21 protein-coding genes and 1 pseudogene are annotated in these 22,599 nt (G+C 36.6%); 15 read left to right on the top strand and 7 right to left on the bottom strand.

The features are described from left to right. Positions 1-855 (top strand): proline/glycine betaine ABC transporter permease, encoded by an 855-nt coding sequence (locus AN959_RS05080; RefSeq protein WP_056828813.1) that lies wholly within the window; start codon positions 1-3, stop codon positions 853-855. Beyond that, positions 852-1,766, top strand: coding sequence for a glycine betaine ABC transporter substrate-binding protein (locus tag AN959_RS05075; RefSeq protein WP_056828811.1), 915 nt, complete (start codon positions 852-854; stop codon positions 1,764-1,766). Before AN959_RS05080 ends, AN959_RS05075 begins: the two co-directional genes overlap by 4 nt. Before the next feature lie 86 nt (positions 1,767-1,852). Here AN959_RS05075 and AN959_RS05070 read toward each other — a convergent pair whose 3' ends face one another. The 6 genes from AN959_RS05070 to AN959_RS05045 all read right to left on the bottom strand — a co-directional run bounded on the left by AN959_RS05070 (position 1,853) and on the right by AN959_RS05045 (position 7,378). After that, on the bottom strand, positions 1,853-2,245 hold the full coding sequence (locus tag AN959_RS05070) for a membrane lipoprotein lipid attachment site-containing protein (protein ID WP_056828809.1): 393 nt from the start codon (positions 2,243-2,245) through the stop codon (positions 1,853-1,855). 363 nt (positions 2,246-2,608) lie between these two features. Continuing rightward, the gene (locus AN959_RS05065; RefSeq protein ID WP_056828808.1) at positions 2,609-3,832 is read right to left on the bottom strand and encodes a substrate-binding domain-containing protein; all 1,224 of its coding nucleotides are present in this window, start codon (positions 3,830-3,832) and stop codon (positions 2,609-2,611) included. Between the two features lie 11 nt (positions 3,833-3,843). Continuing rightward, the gene (locus AN959_RS05060) at positions 3,844-4,845 is read right to left on the bottom strand and encodes a 3-oxoacyl-ACP synthase (protein ID WP_056828807.1); all 1,002 of its coding nucleotides are present in this window, start codon (positions 4,843-4,845) and stop codon (positions 3,844-3,846) included. Next, positions 4,842-5,258, bottom strand: a complete 417-nt coding sequence (locus AN959_RS05055; RefSeq protein ID WP_053590896.1) for a MaoC family dehydratase — start codon at positions 5,256-5,258, stop codon at positions 4,842-4,844. Before AN959_RS05055 ends, AN959_RS05060 begins: the two co-directional genes overlap by 4 nt. Next, on the bottom strand, positions 5,255-6,751 hold the full coding sequence (gene menE / locus AN959_RS05050; RefSeq protein ID WP_056828806.1) for an o-succinylbenzoate--CoA ligase: 1,497 nt from the start codon (positions 6,749-6,751) through the stop codon (positions 5,255-5,257). The genes AN959_RS05055 and menE overlap by 4 nt, the downstream gene beginning before the upstream one ends. An 18-nt stretch (positions 6,752-6,769) precedes the next feature. Next, on the bottom strand, positions 6,770-7,378 hold the full coding sequence (locus AN959_RS05045; RefSeq protein WP_172794314.1) for a TetR/AcrR family transcriptional regulator: 609 nt from the start codon (positions 7,376-7,378) through the stop codon (positions 6,770-6,772). A gap of 347 nt (positions 7,379-7,725) precedes the next feature. Between AN959_RS05045 and AN959_RS05040 the strand changes: the two genes are divergently transcribed. The 11 genes and pseudogenes from AN959_RS05040 to AN959_RS04990 all read left to right on the top strand — a co-directional run bounded on the left by AN959_RS05040 (position 7,726) and on the right by AN959_RS04990 (position 20,008). Continuing rightward, positions 7,726-8,748 carry a serine hydrolase gene (locus AN959_RS05040; RefSeq protein ID WP_056828804.1) on the top strand — a complete coding sequence of 341 codons (1,023 nt, stop codon included), beginning with the start codon at positions 7,726-7,728 and terminating at the stop codon, positions 8,746-8,748. 16 nt (positions 8,749-8,764) lie between these two features. Further along, a complete protein-coding gene (locus AN959_RS05035) occupies positions 8,765-10,081 on the top strand; it encodes an ABC transporter substrate-binding protein (RefSeq protein ID WP_056829154.1) in 1,317 nt (438 codons plus the stop codon). A 283-nt stretch (positions 10,082-10,364) separates the two neighbouring features. Continuing rightward, on the top strand, positions 10,365-11,309 hold the full coding sequence (locus AN959_RS05030; protein WP_053592231.1) for a carbohydrate ABC transporter permease: 945 nt from the start codon (positions 10,365-10,367) through the stop codon (positions 11,307-11,309). Positions 11,310-11,320: 11 nt separating this feature from the next. After that, positions 11,321-12,148, top strand: coding sequence for a carbohydrate ABC transporter permease (locus tag AN959_RS05025; protein WP_053590893.1), 828 nt, complete (start codon positions 11,321-11,323; stop codon positions 12,146-12,148). Further along, complete coding sequence (locus tag AN959_RS05020; RefSeq protein WP_056828802.1) at positions 12,135-13,127, top strand: N-acetylglucosamine kinase; 993 nt, start codon at positions 12,135-12,137, stop codon at positions 13,125-13,127. Before AN959_RS05025 ends, AN959_RS05020 begins: the two co-directional genes overlap by 14 nt. 29 nt (positions 13,128-13,156) lie before the next feature. Continuing rightward, positions 13,157-14,062, top strand: coding sequence for an N-acetylmuramic acid 6-phosphate etherase (gene murQ / locus AN959_RS05015; protein ID WP_056828800.1), 906 nt, complete (start codon positions 13,157-13,159; stop codon positions 14,060-14,062). A 67-nt stretch (positions 14,063-14,129) separates the two neighbouring features. Beyond that, positions 14,130-15,029 carry a MurR/RpiR family transcriptional regulator gene (locus AN959_RS05010; protein WP_056828798.1) on the top strand — a complete coding sequence of 300 codons (900 nt, stop codon included), beginning with the start codon at positions 14,130-14,132 and terminating at the stop codon, positions 15,027-15,029. A 409-nt stretch (positions 15,030-15,438) separates the two neighbouring features. Then, positions 15,439-16,714: pseudogene (locus AN959_RS22015) on the top strand (sigma-54 interaction domain-containing protein); the annotation flags it as partial. A gap of 290 nt (positions 16,715-17,004) precedes the next feature. Then, positions 17,005-17,712 carry an acetoacetate decarboxylase family protein gene (locus tag AN959_RS05000; protein ID WP_056828794.1) on the top strand — a complete coding sequence of 236 codons (708 nt, stop codon included), beginning with the start codon at positions 17,005-17,007 and terminating at the stop codon, positions 17,710-17,712. Positions 17,713-17,844: 132 nt separating this feature from the next. Next, a complete protein-coding gene (locus AN959_RS04995) occupies positions 17,845-19,263 on the top strand; it encodes a sodium/proline symporter (protein ID WP_056828792.1) in 1,419 nt (472 codons plus the stop codon). A gap of 13 nt (positions 19,264-19,276) precedes the next feature. Further along, positions 19,277-20,008, top strand: a complete 732-nt coding sequence (locus tag AN959_RS04990; protein ID WP_056828790.1) for an acetoacetate decarboxylase family protein — start codon at positions 19,277-19,279, stop codon at positions 20,006-20,008. Positions 20,009-20,119: 111 nt separating this feature from the next. On the opposite strand, the gene AN959_RS04985 is transcribed toward AN959_RS04990, so the two are convergent. Next, positions 20,120-21,016, bottom strand: a complete 897-nt coding sequence (locus AN959_RS04985) for a YsnF/AvaK domain-containing protein (RefSeq protein WP_082460777.1) — start codon at positions 21,014-21,016, stop codon at positions 20,120-20,122. 275 nt (positions 21,017-21,291) lie between these two features. On the opposite strand from AN959_RS04985, the gene AN959_RS04980 reads away from it, so the two are divergent. Continuing rightward, positions 21,292-21,918 carry a hypothetical protein gene (locus AN959_RS04980; RefSeq protein ID WP_056828788.1) on the top strand — a complete coding sequence of 209 codons (627 nt, stop codon included), beginning with the start codon at positions 21,292-21,294 and terminating at the stop codon, positions 21,916-21,918. Between the two features lie 17 nt (positions 21,919-21,935). Next, positions 21,936-22,568: a hypothetical protein gene (locus tag AN959_RS04975; protein ID WP_056828786.1), complete on the top strand. Its 633-nt coding sequence runs from the start codon at positions 21,936-21,938 to the stop codon at positions 22,566-22,568. Positions 22,569-22,599: the final 31 nt, after the last annotated feature.

Below are 22,599 nucleotides of genomic sequence, written 5' to 3'. Positions count from 1 at the left end.
ATGGATGAACTATTACCTCGCCTACCTTTTGCCGATTGGGTTGACACTGGAGTTGATTGGTTAGTAGATACGTTTGGGACAGGTCTAGACGGATTTGCTGATGTACTTGAAGGAGTGGTAGAAGGCACCGTAGATATATTGGATTTGGTTCCTTCTATATTACTTGCTTTTATCTTCGCTTTAATAGCTGGAATTATTTCTACGAGAAAGATTGCCTTCTTTTCATTGATTGGTCTATTATTCATCGATTATTTAGGGTATTGGTACCCGATGCTTCAAATGTTAACGCTAGTATTGACTTCAGTCATCTTTGCGCTAGTGATTGGTATTCCTATTGGGATTCTTAGTTCACAAAAAGCGGGTGTTCGAAAGGTTGTAAATCCAATCTTGGATTTAATGCAAACAATGCCTGCGTTTGTATACTTAATACCGGCAATTTTCTTTTTCAACATTGGAGTCGTACCGGGAGTTGTAGCATCCGTAATTTTCGCAATGCCTCCTACAATTCGTTTAACGATGTTAGGCATTCAGCAAGTACCAAAAGATCTAATAGAAGCTACAGAAGCATTTGGTTCTACGACGTGGCAGCGTTTGTTTAAAATACAAATTCCACTGGCGAAACCTACTATTATGGCTGGGGTGAACCAAAGTATTATGCTATCTCTATCAATGGTAGTAATCGCTTCGATGGTAGGTGCACCAGGACTTGGTGAAGAGGTTTACCGGTCCGTTACGCAATTGAAAACAGGAGTTGGCGTAGAAACTGGACTTTCTATAGTAATCGTAGCGATTATTTTAGATAGAATCACGCAGTACGCTGGAAATAGAAAGAAAAAACTAGGGGGAAATACATGATGAAATTAGCCAAAAAAATAACAGGTCTTGGAGCAGTTGCATTACTTTCACTTGGGTTAGCAGCATGTGGTGATACAGAAGAAGCAAATGATTCAACATCTACAGACTCAAATGCAGGTTCAGTAGGGGAGTCAGTTAACTACAAAATTACTGGCATCGATCCTGGAGCTGGAATTATGGAAGCAACAGAACGAGCTATTACAGATTATGAATTAGATGAGTGGGACCTTGTAAGTGGTTCAAGTGCTGCAATGACAGCATCTCTAAAGAAAGCGTATGATGCAGAAGAGCCAATCATCATAACTGGATGGACTCCTCACTGGAAATTTGCTGAATATGATTTGAAATATCTTGAAGATCCAAAAGGCTCATATGGTGGGGAAGAGGAAATTCACACAATTGGTCGTACTGGATTACAAGAAGACATGCCAGAAGCTCACCAAGTCCTTTCTAATTTCAACTGGACAGAGGATGATATGGGTGAAGTAATGATCGCTATCAAAAACGGTGAAAAACCAGAAGTAGCTGCGCAAGCTTGGGTAGATGCAAATCCAGAGAAAATTGCAACATGGACTGAGGATATTGAAAAAGTTGACGGTGACAAAATCAAACTTGCATATGTTGCATGGGATAGTGAAATTGCTAGTACGAACGTTATGAGCATCGTATTAACAAGCCTTGGCTATGATGTAACTATGGTTCAAGTTGAAGCTGGCCCAATGTGGACAGCTATTGCCGATGGTAGTGCAGATGCATCTCTTGCTGGATGGTTACCATTAACACATGCTACCTATGCTGAAAAATTCGAAGGTAAATTTGAAGATCTTGGCACAAGCATGACAGGCGTGAAAATTGGCTTAGTTGTTCCAGCATATATGGACATCACATCTATTGAAGATTTAAAAAAATAACTAAATAACGAGAAACGAAACCCTCAGAGCAAGTGACACTTGATCTGAGGGTTTTTTGTTTTAAAACTCTGGATTCGCTCTTTTCATTACTTGATTATTTCATTGAAAATTAAACCATCATCGTCTAATTTAATAATTTTAAGGCGGTTTTCATTTTTAACAAAGGTGCTTTTGTATTCTTTATGGCCTTCGCTATTTTCAAAGAATATGATACGAGTTCCTTCGTTATCTGTTTCAACATTAGCTGTATACTTAGTTAAATCAATATGTTTAGCCAACATTACGAATTCTGGAAAACTTTTCAAATCACTTTGGGCCGTAGTGTCTTCAGTAGAATTAGTACTTTTCTCAGCGTTCTCTTCAATTGTTACATCTTCTTCTACGTCCACATTTTCAGTTTTGGCATTCGTATCTACCGTTTCTTCAGAACATCCTGCAAGTAGAGCTAATCCTAGAAAAGCTACTAATAATTTCTTCAAATCATAAACACTCCTTCGATAAATACTGCTTTCACAAAGAAAGCCCTAAAACATTATCCTAGAAGAGAGCGTGAATGAAGTCAAATATTTTCTAACGATGGCTCGGTGCTGACTTACGGAAAGCTTAAGAGAAATTTAAGGGAAGTAATTGTTTTCTTCCATAAAAAAGACACTTTCCAACTAAGTGCGTTTAGATTCCAACTAAATCGTTCATTATTCCAACTAAGCACTCTCAATTTCCAACTAAATCATTTAGGCAAAGCAAAAAGTGTTTAAATTAATCTTTTGGTATGGAAAAGCTTACCGCTCGCCCTGTAGGAAGCGAACGGAAAGTCTCGGAAAACATGATTTATATGCTATTATTTAGTTATTTCGAATCGGAGGAGCAGTTTCTTCAGGAGTTAGCTCTCTTACTAATACAGGGACAGGATAGTCCACTCCTTCTCTGTTTTCAAGTTTCACTGCATAAAGTGATTGGAGCGCTTGATGGTCTTCTGGACGGAAGGTCATGGTACCTTTTGGTGATTCAAAGCTCATTCCTTCCATTGTCTCTATAAGTGTATCCGTATCGGTATTACCTTCTGTTTTCTTCACTGCTTCTACTATCGCTAATGCTGCACTCATTCCACCAGGTGTGAAAAGATCTGGAACCTCCCCATTAAATTTCTTTTTGTGTTCCTCTACAAGCCATGTGTTTACTTTGTTATCTGGTAACTCATGATAATAGACCGTAAAACCTTCCATTCCCACAAGAGGTTTCATTGTAGGTAAAGTGGCTATATCTGCAACACCAGTAGAGATTTTGATTCCTTTTTCTTGTACTTTCATATCCATGATTTGGTTCCATGGTGTGTTGGAGCCTGCCCATATAACATATAAATAGTCAGGTTTTTGATCGATAATCTTTTGGATATTGGAAGTAAAATCTGTAGCAGCGGGATCCACATATTCTTCATGAATAATGTCACCACCTAGCTTGATAGCTGCTTCTTTAAATGCAGCAACACCATCTTGACCAAATGAGTAATCGGGAGCAAGGGTAGCAATTTTAACGCCTTTTTTAACAATAGCAGCTGCACCTGCGACCGCATCCTGAGATGAATTTCGAGCTGTGCGGAAAATATACTTATTGAACTCCGCGCCGGTAATACTATCTGCAGCGGCTGGCTCTACAACCATAATTTTTTCATATTCCTCTGCAAGAGGTAAAACTGCTAATGTGTCACCAGAGCTAGAAGACCCTACAAGAAAATCAACCTTATCTTCTTCTAATAGTTTGGTAGCTTTTTGTACTGCGACCTCTGCTTTTGTTTCTGTATCCTCTACAATAAATTCTATTTTACGACCTTCGACTTCCATCGTTCCATCTGTTGCATAGTCAAGACCAAGCTCAAAGCCTTGAACAGATTGTTTTCCATAGGATTCTAAACCACCAGTTAAAGATGCAAGTACACCAATTTTAATAGGTGCAGCATCATTTGCTTCAACCTCTACAGCATCGCCCTCATCGGAGCTACACCCAAAGATAAACAACAGAAGTGATAAAAATAGACCTAAGCAAACCGTTTTGTTTTTAAAAGTTTTCATTTTCTTCCTCCTTAGTCTCTTATTTTTATTAAAGTTGTCGCTGCCCATGTGTAACCTGTTCCAGCACTAACTGTGACAACAATGTTCCCTTTTTTAAGTTTTTGATCAGCTTCAGCAAAATCGAGTCCTACAAGTGGGTCAAGGGAAGACATATGACCATGATGGTCGAGATAAATGGCTTTGTCTTCAGAAAGCTCTAATCCGTTTAATATCTGATTAAACATCGACTTTTTTGTATGCAGTGGTAGGAGCATATCGATATCGTGCAATGTATATCCGCTTTTTTCTACTGATTCTTTTACTACCTTTACAAAATTACCTACAGATACAGGGTCAAGCCGTTCTTTCATATCTGCTGGATTTTTTACATCGATGAAATGGAGATTCTCTTCCACTGTTTCGTGTGAAGCGGGAAGAACAGAACCTCCAGCGGGAACACGTATATCGTCGTGGAAGGAACCATCTGTGTAAATGGATGACTCTAAAATTTCAAATTTACCATTATCTCTTGATAGAAGCGCTGCTGCACCCCCATCAGCAAAATTGAACATAAATCTTGATCTAGGATTTTGATAGTCGATAATTTGTGATTCTTTACACCCTCCAACAAGTAAAATATGGTTTATTGTCCTATCGGAAGTTAACATATCTTTTGCTACCTTAAGGGCGATAGGAAAACAAGAGCTGACATTCATTATTTCAAAAGCATAGGCATTTTTTGTGCCGAGCTCATATTGGATTTTTGGGGCGCTTGACCAAACTCCATAATCTTTAAACGGACTTCCAAAGTAAATGACAACGTCTATGTTTAGTGGATCAACCACCTCTAATAGCGGCAACGCAGCGCTAATGGCCATATCAGAAGCATGCATTGATGAATCAGCAACATGTTTTTCGTAGAGACCGAATTTTTCTTTTATCACATTTTCTGGAATGCCTGTTTTTTCTTCTAGTAAACGAGCTGTTTCAACTTCGGGTGGAAAATAAGTGCTTGTTTTTACAATTTGTGTCATATCTTTGCTCCTTCCTTGGGCATCATCATTTTGGCCTCTCCTTTTAACACAATCGTGTTATCCTGTTTTCTACAAATCGTCTCTAGCCGAAGAATTCCACGATCCTGGTCAATCTCTAAAATTTCAGCACTAGCAGTAATGGTATCTCCTATGAAAACTGGCGCTAAAAATTTTAAGGATTGCTCTAAATAAACCGATCCCTTTCCAGGAAGCTCCATGCCAAGTAGCCTAGAGAGAAAAGAGGTAGTTAATAAACCATGTGCAATTCGCAATCCAAATCTTGTTTCGACAGCATATTCCTGATCTACATGAACAGGATTATAGTCACCGCTTAAACCAGCGAACATGACAATATCAGTCTCGGTAACTGTTCTGCTAAAGGCTGCTGTCTGTCCAACAAAAAAGTTCATCATAAGCTCATCACTTCTTCTACATAATATTTTTTGAGAGTTGCTTTATCGATTTTTCCCGTCGCATTTTTCGGTAAAGCGCTTACAATTCTAAAAAGACTCGGAACTTTATAACGTGCTAACTTTTTAGTGCAATACTCTTTCAACTTCTCGTCTGTAAAGTTTGTCTCTTTTTTAAGTACAATAAAGGCGATAGGCGTTTCACCCCATTTATCATGGGGAACTCCGATTACAGCTGCTTCATCAACATCTGCAATCTCGTAAATGACTTTTTCAACCTCAAGAGGATATATATTTTCACCTCCAGAAATAATCATTTCTTTTTTTCTGCCGGCAATGTAAACAAAGCCTTCCTCGTCTTGTCTTACAATATCGCCAGTTGCAAACCAACCTTCTTGAATCGCTTTAGCTGTTTCCTCGGGGAGGTTATAGTATTCCTTCATGACAGTCGGTCCTTTTACAAGTAATTCGCCATATTCTCCAGATGAAACTTCATTTGCTTCTTCATCAACAACTCGTATCTCGGTAAACATAACGGGTTTTCCAATGGAGCCAACCTTACGGTGATAGTCTTCTTCCGATAGTAAAAATACAGTAGGGGAAGTCTCTGTCAATCCATAGCCTTGCCCAAAGCTAATCCCTTTTTGTAAGTACCAACGTATTAACTCTTCAGGGCATGGCGCGCCTCCGTTATAAAAGAATCGAACAGAGGTTACATTAGTCGTTTCGAAGCTTGGGCTTTTTCGTAAAGCATCATGAATAGTTGGAACTCCCATAATGATGGTAATTTCATGCTTCTCTATATATTCCAACGCTTGCTCAGGGTTAAATCGCTCTGGAACTACAACTGTACCGCCACATAACAGTACAGGTAATGTGAATAAACCGATTCCTCCAATATGGAAAAGCGGTAATAACGTAAGTATTTTATCTTTAGAAGTAATATCAAGTCCTACAGTATTATTAATTGCATTCCAAAACATATTTTCTTGGGTTAAGACGGCTCCTTTAGGTCTTCCGGTTGTTCCAGATGTATAGCAAATAATATATGGAGCTGCTGAATCAATTTCGGTAGGTATTAGTGGTTCTTTTTTTGCGAGATTAATCGTTTTGAATGTTAATAACTGAAACCGTGTTCGATTTAATAACTCTTTTCCTTTCGTATGGTTGTCGTTGTCAACAATGAGTGTTTGAAGTCCGCTGTCCTTTAGCTGATACTCTAACTCGTCGACAGTTAAGCGAATATTGAGTGGAACAGCCACAGCATTTAATTTTGCCAATGAAAATAAAACGATAATGAAATCAATACTATTCAGAGACAGAACGCCAACTCGATCTCCTTTTTTTATAGAATAAGTGGACTGTAATATTCCGGAAAATCGGTTGACTATTTTGCTCATTTCTAAATAAGTAAGTTTTCTCTGATCATCGATTAAAGCTAGTCTATTTGGTGTTATGATAGAACGCTGATCAATCCAATGTGATATACCCTTCAATCTGCATCACTCCTGCTTTTATTTTCGTAAACCTTGGAAAATAAGGGCTATAGCGTCTTCTAATAAATCCTCTGGTACATCTCGATCCTCCCAGTAAATCCATCTCATCCCTAAAAACTGGCTTATGCCCATTAAACAATAAGCAATTGTTTCCGTATCATACTTTTTTATTTCCTCTTTACCAATAGCTTCCTCTAGACCTTTAATGTATCCAGATGCTAGACGCTCGTAATACCAACGATAAAGCTCTTCGTCCACTAGTACAGTTTGCTGAACAATGCTATACAAATCCCGATGATTTTTTACCCAAGAAAAGAAAGTACGAAAGCCGATTCTTTGTGACTCTTCGAAACTATCTGCTGTCTTAATAGCGTTTCGAATTTCACTTCGAAACGTGTGGCTCATGTTACGCACAAGTTCTTCAAAAATGGACTGCTTCGAAGGGAAATAATTATAAAAAGTTCCCTGAGCTACATTTGCTTTTTGGGTAATATCAACGATCGAAGCATTAAAATAACCTTTTTCACCAAAAACTTCTTCTGCAATATTAAGTAAGTGCTGACGTGTTTTTTCTCCTTTCTTTGTAAGTGGTAGGGAATTAGAAGACAAATTTATTATTTCTGACATATGAATCACCTCTCAGTTTTTATAATATGTAAAATATTCAGAAATTACAATAGACTTTTAAAAATTATTACAAAAATATTTAGCGAAGAGAAAAAAGATGGTGCAGAAGTGGGCGGGGGCGAATTATAGATAAACTAATTTGAAAGAAGAATGTACATTTTCTAGAAACGGATGAATATACTGTTTTGAGAGGCTGGGCTCAAAACTATAAATTGTAACTCAACTTGCAGTAATACTAGCTTTCGGAGTTTTTTGAAAAAATATTTCAATATTTTTGTTGTTTTATAGTACAAAATTTTATAATATTGAATTATCGGAATTTTGAGTATTTTTTATGGGGGTGAAAAATGCTTCAACAGTATATTAAAGGGTTTATTGAAGAACAAAAAATTCCAGGTGCAGTCATTCATGTGCAACGAGATATGAATGTTCTTTTGAAGCAAAGTTACGGCAATTTTACAGCAAAAGATGGCAGTACTCAGCCAATTACGCAACAAACAATTTTCGATATAGCATCTTTAACGAAAGTAATAGCGACCTTACCATCAGCATTATTATTACTAGCAAGAGGAGAAATTGCATTAGATGATTCAGTGCAAAAGTTTTTACCTAAATTTCTTCATGAAACAGTAACGATTAAGAACCTACTACAGCACAATAGCGGTCTGCAAGCAGATTTATCACCACCAGTGCAAAGGGATGAAGTAAGAAATATATTGGAAGAAATATATCAATTGAAATTAAGTTATAAGACAGGCGAAACCATTGTTTATAGCGATCTAGGAATGATTTTACTAGGCAAAATCATTGAAGAGGTGTCAGGTAAATCTTTAAATAGTTTTGCTGATAATGAAATTTTTAAACCATGGGAGATGCGTCATACTACGTTCAATCCTTCAAAGAACCTTTTACATAATATTGCATCTACTGAATTGGTTAAGGGTCAATATGTGCAAGGTGAGGTACACGATGAAAAGGCATTTTTGTTAAAAGGTGTTTCAGGGAGTGCAGGTCTGTTTTCATGTGTAGAGGACTTAGTAAAGTATGCGCAATACTGGTTAGGCATCTCAAAACAATCGATCATACCATCGGAATGGATGGATTTATGTCATTCTCATTTATGTCAGCATAGAGGCCTGGGCTTCGAAGTTTGGACTGGGAAGGATACGGTACCACCCTGCGGAAGGAGGTGGACGGTCGGCTCTTTTGGTCATACAGGTTTTACAGGGACAAGTATTTGGTTGGATCCAAAGAGGAAGTTATTTGTAGTACTACTAACAAATGCAGTGCATTATGGAAGACACTTTCACGTGAAAGAGTTTAGACAAGGGGTTCACGAGTTGGTTTATGATATATACATTTCAAATTAAAAGGGGCGTATTAAAAATGAAAAAATCAAATAAGTACCTGTTTCTGTTTATGTTTGTCATGTTATTTACGTTGATTTTAGCTGCTTGTTCTGACGATAGTGAAGATACTTCAACAAATAGTAATGCTAGTGATAGTAAAGATAATGGCGAAGTAAGTGAAGCTACAGAAAAAGTAAAGTTAACAATAGGTAGCTGGCGTACAGAAGATGTAGCGAAATACGAAAAAGTTATCGCTTTGTTCAACGAAACAAATCCTGATATCCAAGTTGAGTTTAGTCCAACTAAAAATACGGAATACAACACAGTTTTAAATACAGCGTTACAAGCGGGAGAAGGTCCTGATATTTTCCATCTACGTCCGTATGCAGCAGGATTAAAGCTAGCTGCAGCTGGGTTTGTTGAGCCGATTACAGACCTAAAGGGATTAGATCAATTTTCAGATGACTATTTAGCAGCTTCCCGAGGAGAAGATGGGAAGCAATACGGTGTTCCATTAAACATTAGTTCAACACAATTTTTCTATAATAAAAAAATATTTGCTGACCAAGGTCTTGAAGTGCCAACAACTTGGGATGAATTTATCGAAGTGAATGAAAAATTATTAGCAGCGGGTATTACTCCAATTGCGATGGGAACTAAAGAGAGCTGGTTACTATCTTTAACACATGGCATTGTAGGACCAGGTGTAGTGGATGGAAATGCTTTCGCAGATAAACTTGTTACTGGTGAAAGAGACTTTACAGATCCAGCATTTGTTGAATCAATTGAAGTAATGAATGATTTGAAAAAATATTTCCCTGCTAACTCAGAAGGATTAGGTATGGAAGATATTCGTACATTATTTGCTATGGAGCAGGCAGCAATGTTCCCACTTGGAAGCTGGGAAATCCCAGTTGTTAATGAACTGAATGCAGATTTAGATTACGGCTTTTTCCCAATGCCTTCAAAAACTGGCAATCAAACAGTGACAACTTGGGTTGATGGATCATTTGCGATAAATGCGAACTCTAAAAACAAGGAAGCTGCAAAAACATTTTTAGAATTTTTAACAACAAAAGAGTTTGGAGAATTATTTGTAGAAGAGTTCAAAATGATTAGTGCGCTTCCTGGTATAACTTCAAAAGACGAACTTCTTAGTGAGTTAAGTAAAGCAGTGGAAACAAATTCAACGCCATATTACTGGGTAATTAACTTTGTAAGTGGAGATCCGACAACGAAAACAGTATTAGAAACGGAATTACAAGGAATGTATTTAGGAGAAGTAACGCCAGCGGAAGTAGCTCAAAAAGTGCAGGAAAATGCAGAAATTTCATTTGAGCCTTTTAAAAAATAAGAAAAGCGCAAGGCACCTGTCAGTGGAATACAGTCTAAATTAGCGACATCGTGGTGTTCCTGCGCAAAGCTCGTCGCAAAATAAAAGAACATTTCGCAATGACTGCATGACCCACTTCGTGTGGGCCTCCGACAAGCGAATGGGAAGGTTCGTAGTCCAACTAGTTGGATTCAGAAGATTCCCCATTCGACCTTGAGGGGTTGGTGCCTAGAGTCTGGACAAAAAATGAGTAGAAAAGTTTATCATTTCTTATTCTCAAAAAAGGAGGCTGTGGATGATGACTATGACTGTACAAACAGCTTCAACAAAGAAGGAAAGAAAAAAGGGAAAACGGTGGACTATCCACCTTTTCCCAATACCTGCACTAATTATTTATGGTTTATTCGTGCTCTATCCTATATTAGCTGCATTATCTTATAGCTTTTATTCTTTCAATGGTTTTTCACGAGAGTCATTTGTTGGTTTTAACAATTTCGTTACATTATTTACGACAGAGCCCTATGGTTCTATGTTTTTGAATGCGTTTAAGAATAATATACTGTATTTTGTCCTACAAATGATTGTTATGAATGGCTTAGCGTTTTTACTTGCATTTATTATTTATAAAAAAGTAAAAGGTGCTGAGTTTTTCAAGATTGCCTTTTTTTTACCGCGTTTATTATCCGTAATTGTTGTAGGTTTTTTATGGAAGCTTATTTTAAATCCAAACTTCGGCACATTGAACATGTTGCTAGGTAAGCTAGGATTAGAGGAATTACAACGAGCGTGGCTTGGAGACCCAAACACAGCGCTAGTCTCTATTATTCTAGTAAATTGCTGGTTTGGATTAGGGTTCGGGGTATTAATCTTTTTAGCAGGTTTTCAAAGTATTCCGGGTGAACTAGTGGAGGCTGCTAAATTAGATGGAGCAAAAGGAATGACGATGCTTCGGAAAATTTATTTACCGTTAATGGTACCTTCCATTTTGATCATGACAGTATTAACATTTATTCAATCTTTTGAGGCATTTGAGCTCGTATATGCAATGCAAGGGTCAATGGGAGAACCGTATTTTTCTACGGACACGCTAGCTGTATTCTTTTATCGCTTAGCATTTGGTAGTTCCACATCTGGAAGCTCGGATGCGATAGGGCTAGGTTCTGCTTTAGCAACTGTGTTATTTTTCTTCATATTAGTATGTACAATGGTATTCTTGAAATTTATGAATAAAAAAGAAGTACAAATGTAAGGGTGAGTAGTATGAAGAACAGTTCGATATGGTCGAAGCCATTTTATTATGTTGTTGTGTTTGCTGTCGCAACAATTAGTTTGTACCCGATTTTTTTAATGTTTTTATCTTCGTTTAAAACGAGTGCTGAAATTTTCAAGAATCCATTAGGATTGCCAACGAGTTTTAGCTTAGATACATATAGAACATTATTGAGTAAAATACCATTTGATCAATATTTTATCAATAGTGTAATTGTTAGTGTAACCTCTGTTGTGCTCGTTGTTCTCTTTTGCTCGCTAGCAGCATTTTATATTGCACGCTTTAAGTTTAGCTGGAATAATGCTATTTTCTTTTTATTTTTATTAGGAATGATGATTCCAATAAAATTAGGCATTGTGCCACTCTTCATTTTAATGCGTGATTTAGGTCTGATTAATTCACTTTGGTCCCTTATTTTTATGAATATCGCTACAGGTACACCCCTAACAATGCTTATTCTAACTGGCTTCTTTAAAACAATGCCTATGGAGCTTGAGGAAGCCGCAAGAATGGATGGGGCAGGAAACTTACGCGTGCTTTGGAATGTGCTTCTTCCATTAATGCGTCCAGCATTGGGTACAGTGATAATTGTAAACTTTATTTCCGCATGGAATGATTTTTTCTTCCCCTTAATTTTTATTACTGAAAAGGCGAAGATGACAATTCCAGTTGGAATGTTATCCCTGTTTGGTGAGCACTCAGCGGATTGGGGTTCCCTATTCGCAGGCCTAACATTAGCTTCACTACCGATGATGATTCTATTCTTAGTTGCATCGAAACAATTTATGGAAGGGCTGACAGCCGGTGCACTTAAGTGAGGAATACTTTATTGGTGTAGATGGAGGGGGAACTAAGACAGTCTGTATTATTGGAGATAGCTCTGGTCGAATAATAAGCAAGATTGTAGGTAAGGGTTCCAATATTAAATCTACGAAGCCTGAAAAGGTACGTATTCAAATTTTGGAGCTTCTAAATACTTTATTAAAGCAGTCAGGTAGACAAAAGGAACAGGTTTCTGCAATATATATTGGAACTGCAGGTGGGGACAGAGAAGAAGATAAACGAACATGGATTGACTGGATGAGCATATATTTTCAATCACATCCTTGTCGTATTAAAATTACGAATGATGCTGTGCCTGCCCTTGTAAGTGGCTCATTTAGTTTGAATGGGCTTGTAGTTATTGCGGGCACAGGATCGATTGCTTATTTAGTACAAGATGATGGAGCGCGTACTACACGTTCAGGGGGCTGGGGCTATTTATTTGGTGATGAAGGAAGCGGTTATCATATTGGTAATGAAGCACTTCGCTATGTAACAAGGTATATTGATAAACATGGCAATTTTTCGCAAGATGAACTGTTAACGCAGGCTGTTTTGCGACATTTTAAGCTACAAAATTCATCTGAAATTATTAACGCCGTGTATGATCATGATAACCCACGTACAGCTATTGCATCATTAGCAAAGCCTGTAATAGAACTAGCAGAGCAAAAGTATGGACCAGCTAATGATATTGTTCAACATGCGATTACGTCGTTAGTTAAGCTTCTTTCTACCATACTAGAGCGGGAGCAGGAAGCTAAAGGATTGCCGATTGTACTAAGTGGTGGCTTATTTTTAAATGATATGTTTTGTGGTTCATTTGTAGAGGCTATGCGAAAGTTTGATAATGAATTATATGTACCTTCATTACCACCAGTGATTGGCTCGTATATCAATGCATTGCTTAGCGTAGGCATCCCACTCACGCCTAAACTGAAAAGAGAAGTTATTGAGTCATGGAAACAGCTATGATGAACATAACCATGAAAGGTATGACGTAAATGAATGGATTGGAAAAACTAGCAACGGAAAGATCCAACCCGAAAACGAGTAAATTAGATAGCATGTCCGTGAAGGAAATTATTAAAACGATGAATGAAGAAGATCAAACAGTTGCAATTGCAGTTGCAAAGGTTTTGCCACAAATTGAGGATGCTATTCACATTGTGTATGATAAACTCTCAAAAGGTGGTAGATTGTTTTATGTAGGAGCAGGAACGAGCGGTCGAATTGGGCTCCTAGATGCTGTAGAGTGCCCACCTACATTTAGTACTTCTCCACAAATGGTACAGGCAGTATTGGCCGGTGGTTTAAGTGCTGTCATGGTTGCTGTTGAAGGAGCAGAGGACGATAAGGAGCTTGGAGAAAATGATTTAATACAAAAAAAAATTACTTCAAGTGATGTTGTTATTGGAATTGCTGCTAGTGGTAGAACACCTTATGTAGCGGGTGCACTATCTTATGCTCAATCAATCGGGGCTAAAACAATCAGTTTAACAAGCAATGTGCAAGCAGCTATCAGTCGATTTGCGAATGTAGCGATAGAGGTAGAGACTGGTCCAGAGATATTAACCGGCTCTACACGTTTAAAGGCTGCAACAGCACATAAAATGGTTTTAAACATGATTTCTACAGCGACAATGATTCAACTTGGCAAGGTGTACCAAAATTTAATGGTCGATGTGAACGCTAGTAATTTCAAGTTGAAAGAACGGGCAAAAAGAATTGTTTGTGAAGCAACAAATGTAACGAATGAAGAGGCAGAGAAAGCGTTAGCTGAAACGCAATTTAATGTAAAGCAAGCGATTGTAATGCTTTTAACTGAATTCACAGCCGATGAAGTAGCTGTATTATTGGATAAGACAGATGGAAAAGTTCGGGCTGCAATCGGAGAAATAAAGCTTTAATATGGGGTGAATAGTTATTAACTATTCACTTTTTTCAATAAATCAAGTAATAAATGAGGGTGTGAATATGACACAAAAGGTAAATGCAGGATTAGCTATACTAGAAGAAATGCTGAATCGACTACCACGCTCAGAGCGAAAAATTGCCGAATATATTTTAAAATATCCGAAAGAGTCTATTAATTTTACAGCAGTAGAGTTAGGTAAAAAAAGTGGCACGAGCAGTGCAGCTGTTATACGGCTTTGCAAATCAATCCAAGTTAATAGCTTTCAGGATTTAAAGCTTAGAATTGCTGGCGATTTACAGCACGAGCGCAAAGATGTGCGTGATATTGAGCCGAATGAATCGTTTGAAACGATGGTTGAAAAAATCACAGTTCAAAGTATAAGGTCGTTGAGAGAAACTACAAATATGCTAGATATGGAACAGCTATCGAACGCTGTAAAAGCTATTTTACAGGCTAATCATATTTATTTTTTTGGAGTAGGAGCATCGGGCATTGCTGCAATGGATGCACAGCAAAAATTTATGCGTATTCATAAACAATGTTCTTTTTATCCAGATGTACATTTAGCTGCAACTGCAGTTGCAAATGCATCGGAGAATGATTTAATATTTGGTATTTCATTTTCAGGTGAAACACATGAAGTATCAAAGATTTTAGAAATCGGAATAGAAGCAGGCGCTAAAACAATTAGTCTAACACGGTATGGCAATTGTCTTGTGGCAGATTTAGCCGAAATTAATTTATATACAGCCAGCTCATTAGAACCTGCTTTTCGAAGTGGGGCAACATCTTCAAGACTTGCACAGCTACATGTAATCGATATTCTGTTTATGTGTGTTGCCACGAGTACTTTTGAACAAACAATAGGTTACTTAGATGCAACAAGAATGGCGATAGACACGTTGCATCAAAAAGTGCCGAAAAGAAAAACTGCTAATGAGCAGGAACTAAATGAATAAATACTTATTATGGTAGAGAAATCCATATGAGTAGCTTAAGCCGAAAAATTCGATGCTGAATTTGAGTGTCTTGGTATTGTTGCCCCAACTTACAGGGAAATCAAAGCTATTGAAGATTTGAGAGAATGATTAATAAACGAAACCCCTTAGAGCAAGTAGAACTTGTTTTAAGGGGTTCTTTGGAGTTATAACGTTGATTTCATGCCATTTACCCTTCGAGAACAAATGCTTAGATTTCAAAAGATATGAGATATGTTGGAATGAAGTCCGTAACCAAAGTGGAGCGGACTTTTTTATGTTCAAAAAATAATAGATATAGTCGTAAAGTTTGCACTTTTAATAGGTGGATGAAAACTTTTTTGATGTATTATATTACTATCTGAAATTTCAATCAAGGGGGAAGGTTGCAATGAGCTGGGAGCAAGATATGATTAATAATTTAAATGAAGGCATCATGATGGTGGATACCACTTTAATGATAACCTTTGCAAATAAAGCTGTAGATTCGATTGGGCTAAATCATCAAAAAATAATAGGTAAAAATGTACTTGAAGTGTTTCCAAATTTAAATGAGCGTAAAAGTACTTTTTTTAGAGTAATTAAGACAGGTAAGGAAATTGTTAATAACCAACAATCCTTTGTAACGTATAGAGGAGAAAGAAAAACAACGTTGACTTCAACATTTCCAATAATAAAAGAAGGAAATGTCGTAGGTGCATATGAGATTTTTCAAGATTTTTCAGCAGTGCAAAATCTAAATGAACAAATAATGAAACTACAAACAGAAAACATTGATCAAAAAGAAAAAGTAAATCATAGACTAAATAACTTTGACGAGAAGTTTCCAGACTTTATAGGAGAAGATGAATCAATCTTAAAATTAAAAAACCAAATAGATTTACTAGCAAATTCACCTTCTCCTATCTTAATCTATGGAGAAACTGGAACAGGAAAAGAGGTAGTTGTTCAAAACATACACCGTGCAAGTGCTAAGAATATTCCTTTAATCACGCAAAACTGTGCTGCTATTCCGGATAACTTACTAGAATCTTATTTATTTGGTACAGTCAGAGGCGCTTATACGGGTGCAGTAGATAATAAAGGTCTTTTTGAAGTGGCAAATGGTGGGATATTATTTTTAGATGAGATCAATTCTTTATCTAAAAATCTACAAGCAAAATTACTTCGTGTCATTCAGGACCAAAAGGTGAGAAGAGTCGGTGGTACGGAGGAAGTCTCTGTTAATGTAAGAATTATTTCAGCAACTAATGTACATCCAAGAGAATTACTCAGTAATAAGGAATTTAGGGAAGATCTCTATTATCGTTTATGTGTTTTAAATATAGAGTTACCACCTCTCCGAAAGAGAAAAAAAGATATCCCGATTCTAATCCAACATTTTATCGATCACTACAATGAAAAGTTTGAGAAAAATATTAATAAAATATCAGATGATGCTATTGAGTACTTAACAAACTATTCATGGCCTGGGAATATTAGAGAATTAAAAAATATGATTGAAAGGCTTATGAATGTTGTTCAATCACATTGCATTGAAAAGTCGGATATACAATTGACGGATTTTCTTCAGGTATTCCCTCTTCCAGAAGAAATTAAAGTGGTGGAATGGCAACAACAAAAATTAAACTTTAAAGAAGAAATCGAGAAAAAAGAAAAGGAAATTANATAAAGTGAAGAAATATAAGCTAGAAACATATATTTATAAATTAAAATTACTCAAATATGAGTAATTACTCAAATCAATAGAATAGGATTGAGTAATATATATTTTTAAAAGCTGAAAAAAGAATAATTTCAGCTTTTTTTTGTAGAAACAAAATTTAAAATCCTAGTTAGTGATTCTAACGACTATTTAATAAAACTTTCAATTACATATTAACTTTTTTGTAATTGTTTTATTTTTGGCATGTATCTTGCATTAATAAAATCAAACACAGAAAAGGGAGCGATTTAATTGTCAAAATATGAATACTCAATCTTACCTGAATATGCACCATTGTATCCTAAATTACCATACCGCTATGAGGAATATGAAAAAGTAAGTGTATATTGTCGTGGAGACAAAGAGAAAATGCAAAAACTATTGCCAAAAGAGTTCACTGTTACAGATGATGTATTTGAAGTATTTATACTTAAAAACAACAAAATTGATGGATTGGAAAACTACAATGAAGGCGGATTAATTATTCCTTGTTCGTACAAAGACCTTAGTGGAGCATGTATGTCCTTCGAATATGTAGATTCAGATGATGCACTTTGTGCAGGAAGAGAGATTTGGGGTTACCCGAAAAAAATTGGAGAAATCGAGTTTAATGTAGAAGGGAATAAGGTTTCAGGAAGTGTTAGTCGAAAAGGGAAAAAGATTATTGATATAGCTTTTGAGGAAACAGGAGAAGAGTTTAATCAACCAAATTTATTTCCAAGACTCCAAGTGAAAAGAATGCCGCATGTTGAACATGATGGTACACACTTAAATACAATTTTGAAAAATGAATTTTATGATGCTGTAACTAAAAATAAGGTAACTGGAAAAGCGACACTTAACTGGGAATATTCATCAGATGATCCACTTGCAACATTAGGGGATGTGGAAGTAGTAGGAGCAATCTATTTTGTTGGTGGTTATACACTTTCTTATGGAACAGTAATTGACGAACTTTAAGAATAAATTAGATGGGGTGAATAAAGTGGAGAATGCAGGGTTAGTTTGGTTTTTGTATGTTATCGTTCCTGCCTTAGGGTTTGTTGCAACGTATATTCTAGCAGATCGCGCTGAGAAAAAAGGTGATGCAAAATGATGCTAGCCGTTTTTGGACTTTATTTATTAGCGGTTTTTGTAATAGGTATATTGGCTGAAAGACGTATGAGTAAGAGTGAAGAAGGATATTTCCTAGGAGATAGAAATTTCGGACCTTGGGCAACTGCTATTAGTGCAGGTGCTACCGATACAAGTGGGTGGATCTTTATAGGAGCTGCTGGATATGCTTACACAGCAGGTATTTCGACAATGTGGATGCTTCCAGGTTTTATTGTTGGTTATTTAATTAACTGGTTTGCTGTCGCTCCACGCCTTAGAAAAGAAGGAGAAGAGCTTGGTGCGTTAAGTTTAGTTGATTACTTTAGCTTAAAGTTGAAGGATCGTACGAATATGATCAAAATTGTCGCAAGTGTTATCGTCATCATTTTCTTTACAGCATATTTAGCGTCCCAATTGACAGCTGCGGGGAAAGCATTGCATTCTATTATTGATTTCGACTATAGTTTGGGATTAATTTTGTCTGCGGTTTTTGTATTAGGTTACTCAGTTTTTGGAGGATACAATTCTGCAGTATTAACGGATCTCTTTCAAGGATTATTAATGCTCGGCGTTCTATTATTATTTCCAGCGTATATGATATTTTTTGAATTTGGAGGACCAGTTGAGTTCTTTAAGATTCTCTATGCACTTGATCCAGTTTTACTTTCATATGCGGGTGGAGCAACAGGAGCGACTGCTTTCGGGCTTATTGTAGGTTTAATAGGATTTGGTTTAGGAGAGCCAGGACAACCACATATTGTTCAACGGTTTTTATCAGCAAAAGACGATAAAACGGTTAGACAAGCTTCTTTAATCGCAATGTTCTGGGTAGTTGTTGTAATGATGGGCTCAAACTTACTTGGACTAATTGGTAGAATTTTATTACCTGGTTTAGCAGATCCAGAATATGTTTTTCCAACATTAGTGGGAGACACTATACATCCAATTATTGCTGGTATTATTATAGGTGCTATTTTCGCTGCTATTCAATCAACGTTTTCTTCCCAATTAATGACTGTAACCCAATCGTTTGCAAGTGATTTACTAAAAGCAATCACAAAGAAAACTTACTCCAATGAACAGATGATTAAAATTAGTAGAATCACCATGCTTGTATTCGGTGTAATTGCGACGGGAATTGCTTTAATGGAAATACAAGCAGTATTTAATCTTGTGCTTTATGCGTGGGCAGGATTAGCTGCAAGTTTTGGAACAGTTTTACTATTAGTGTTATACACGGATGTTGTAACTAAATGGGGAGCTATCTGGGGAATGATTACAGGTACTGTTGTTACAATTATATGGATCAATACTGCATGGGTCACTTATATATATGAGCTTATTCCTGCAGCATTAGCATCATTTATAGTTATTTTAGTTGTGAGTAAATTTACGAAAGAAAAAGAAATAGCATAAGGGGGCGAACAATATGTCAACAAAATCATATAATACACCAGCTCATGCACCAATGTTTCCGGACCCATTCGTCCCTTATGAAAGCAAGGATTATGTATCTTTATATGCAGTAGTAGAAGTTAATGAAGAAGAGTTACGTCGTATAATTTCTTTTACTCCATATGAATACGTGAGTAATAAAGCAATTATTTCTATTACAGATTTTAGCAAATGTAATAAAGTATCATATATGGATACTGCTATAGTGATTCCTGTTAAGTATGAAGGGAGAGAAGGTGGTTATTACATCTATGAATATGAAAATAATGACGCAGCAATTGCAGCTGGAAGAGAACTTTGGGGATATCCAAAAAAATATGCAAGTATAACATTAACAGAAGATAATGGAATGTTTATTGGGAAAGTAATGAAAAATGGTCAAATGTTCATAGAGTTAACAGGACAGAAAACTGAAGATCTTCCACCAGTTGATGAGCCTAAAACTTCACCACATTTGCTAATAAAAACAATTGCACATCCAAGTGGAGAGACATCCATTCGTCAAATAATAGAGAGAGATACAAATCCAGATTTTGTATTAAAAGAAAAACTACAAGTAGATGTGAAGGTTCATATTCAATCTACAGAAAGAGAACCATTGGATTTATTAAAACCAGTAAAAATTCTTGGAGGGGGATTAATAAAAGGCGACTTCTATGCGACAGAGGAAAATGGTTGGGGAAAAATAATCGCTGAATTTAAATAAGTCAGGAGGGTTTCCGGGTGACAAACGGTAACCTCCTAAAGGATTGTTATTATAAAAATAACCCCAACCATTAACTATGGTTGGGGTTAAAAGCTTATATGAATCTAATAATTAAAATCTATCGCGTTTATTCAAGGGGTCGTTGTCCAATCGGTTTTCTTCCATTGGATCATTGTTTAGTGCTTTACTCTCAGTATAGCTTACTAAGGTAGGGTCAGATGTGTCGACAACATCATCTGTACGCTGGATATCTGCTTCTTCACGGCGAATGGACTCAGTTACAAGTTCCGTATCCTTTACTTTTTTCTTGCCTACGACTATTTCTTCACTTACTACAGGTCGTTTTGTCACTTCTACTCGTTCTTCCATGACAGGAATATGAATTTTTTCGCCATCATCCACTATATCCCCAGCTGCAGTCTCGTTAACAACCGCGCGTCTTTCGATATACACTTCTTCACGCTCTACTGGGACTTCAACCGTCTCTTGATCTTCCACAACATGTTTCTCGACGTTCACTTCACCTGCTTGTTGGCGTTCTTTCTCTACAGATAATCGTTCTTCATGAAGACGCATACGTTCTTCGCTAGTTTCGTTATCATTCAATGTGTTGGCTCCAGTGAAATTAGTGCCTGTATAAGTCGTTCCTAAATCAATATCCTTTTCATCATAAATAGTTCCATACTCTTTATCTACATAGAGAAGGATTCCGCCACTTTTCACTTCGCTGTAGTACCGCTCTGCCTCTTCATCTGTAAATCCCATATTGAGAAACGCTGCACGTACCGGCTCATCACCGCTTATGAAGGCCATGAATTTGTCTAGCCAGTTCCCATCCGCTGAAGTCAAATCGACGTCCGTTTGTCCGCGAACGATTGAAAGAGAATCTTTATCGTTTGTTACTACATAAATATCGTCTTCTACATAACCTTCTAGCTTCAATTCATTAATCTTATCCAGTACTGCCTGCTCTGTTCTAAAAGATCCAACATATTTTTTGTCTGCCATTATTAATCTCCTCCTAAAATGTGAAAAATTAATATCGTGCATGTTTAATAGTTACCCACTCGTTTCTTAGCTAAACAAAAGTATCGTATTTTGTGCTGTTTTCTTATACAAATTATAAAAGAACAGAAATGCTTACCTGCCCATTAGAATGCAGGTTTGATATACGTTGAACATAATAATTTTATTCCATAAATTGGATGATAATTAATTTGATTATTTTGCTAAAATAATACAGGTGTACTATCAAAAATGTACAACAAAAGGAGGGTATTTTATTGAAAAACGCATTACTTTATGTTTCCTTATTACTAGTTATGCTACTAGTTGCATGTGGGGAAGAGGAAGCAACAGAAAAATCTTCAGCTCCTACAAATGCATCAGAAGAAGTTTCAAAAGACGTTGAAACATCAGAAGAAGCGGATAAAACTGAATCACCAGAATTCGGCAAACGTTCAAATCCAGTGCCAGTAGGAACAACCCAATCGGTTGATATCGCTATCTACGACAATGAATCCAATTCATTTGCAGGAAAAGCAGATATAACGATTACGGAAGTGAAACGTGGCCAGGAAGTACTTGATCTTGTATTAGCTCAAAACGAATACAATGAAACTCCTCCTGAAGGATACGAATATATTCTCTTAAATGTAAAAGCAACTTTAACAGAAGCAGAGACCGAAGATTATGCATGGTTAGCTGATGGATGGGATTTTAACTTTATTGGAGAGGATGGTTCTCCATACGAAATGGCTTCAGTAGTATATGAACCAGAATATCACGGAGAAGTTTATGTAGGCGGAACAGTAGAAGGGTTTGTTGTCAATCAAGTAAAAGTAAACGATCCTATTAAAGTAGTCTACGAGGATGGAAACTGGGATAATGTATTTTTCTCAACAAAATAATATAGGTAGGAGATAGAATGTTGAAAAAACTAATAGCATTTTTAATTGTACTAGTATTTATCGTATCTGCTTGTGGTACAAATGAAACAAGCAATGAAAAAGAAACAGAGAAAGAAACTGAAAATGGTAAAGTGGAGAAAGCAGAAAGCCAATCCGTTAATGTTGATAAAGGATTAATCAATGTGGAAGTTACATTACCAGCTACTTTTTTTGAAGATCAAGACATCAACGAAGTTATTGCAAGTGCTAAAGAAGAAGGTTTTGACGAAGCGACAGCCAATGAAGATGGGTCTGTAACGTATAAAATGTCTAAAGCTAAACATAAAGAAATGATGGAAGACATCAAAACGAGTATATTGGAAACTGTAGAAGAAACAAAAAACAGTGAAGACTATGTTTCTATTAAAGATATTACTCACAATGATACTTTCTCAGAATTCACTTTAGTTGTGGACAAAGCTGCTTACGAAAATAGTTTTGACGGATTTGCTGCTTTTGGTTTAGGAATGTCAGGAGCATACTATCAAATATTTAATGGAGTGAGTACGGAAGATTATAAAGTGCAAATCTCTATTAAAGATGAAGCTTCTGGTGAAGTATTCGATACAATTGTTTATCCTGATGCGTTGGAAGAGTTAGAAGCAGAATAAAAAACAATATTATAAAGAGAATGACAAAGAA

The organism is Psychrobacillus sp. FJAT-21963, assembly GCF_001420585.1.
Classification (GTDB): Bacteria; Bacillota; Bacilli; order Bacillales_A; family Planococcaceae; genus Psychrobacillus.
The sequence above is the reverse complement of the archived record's forward strand: the minus strand, read 5'-3'. Positions and strand labels throughout refer to the sequence as shown.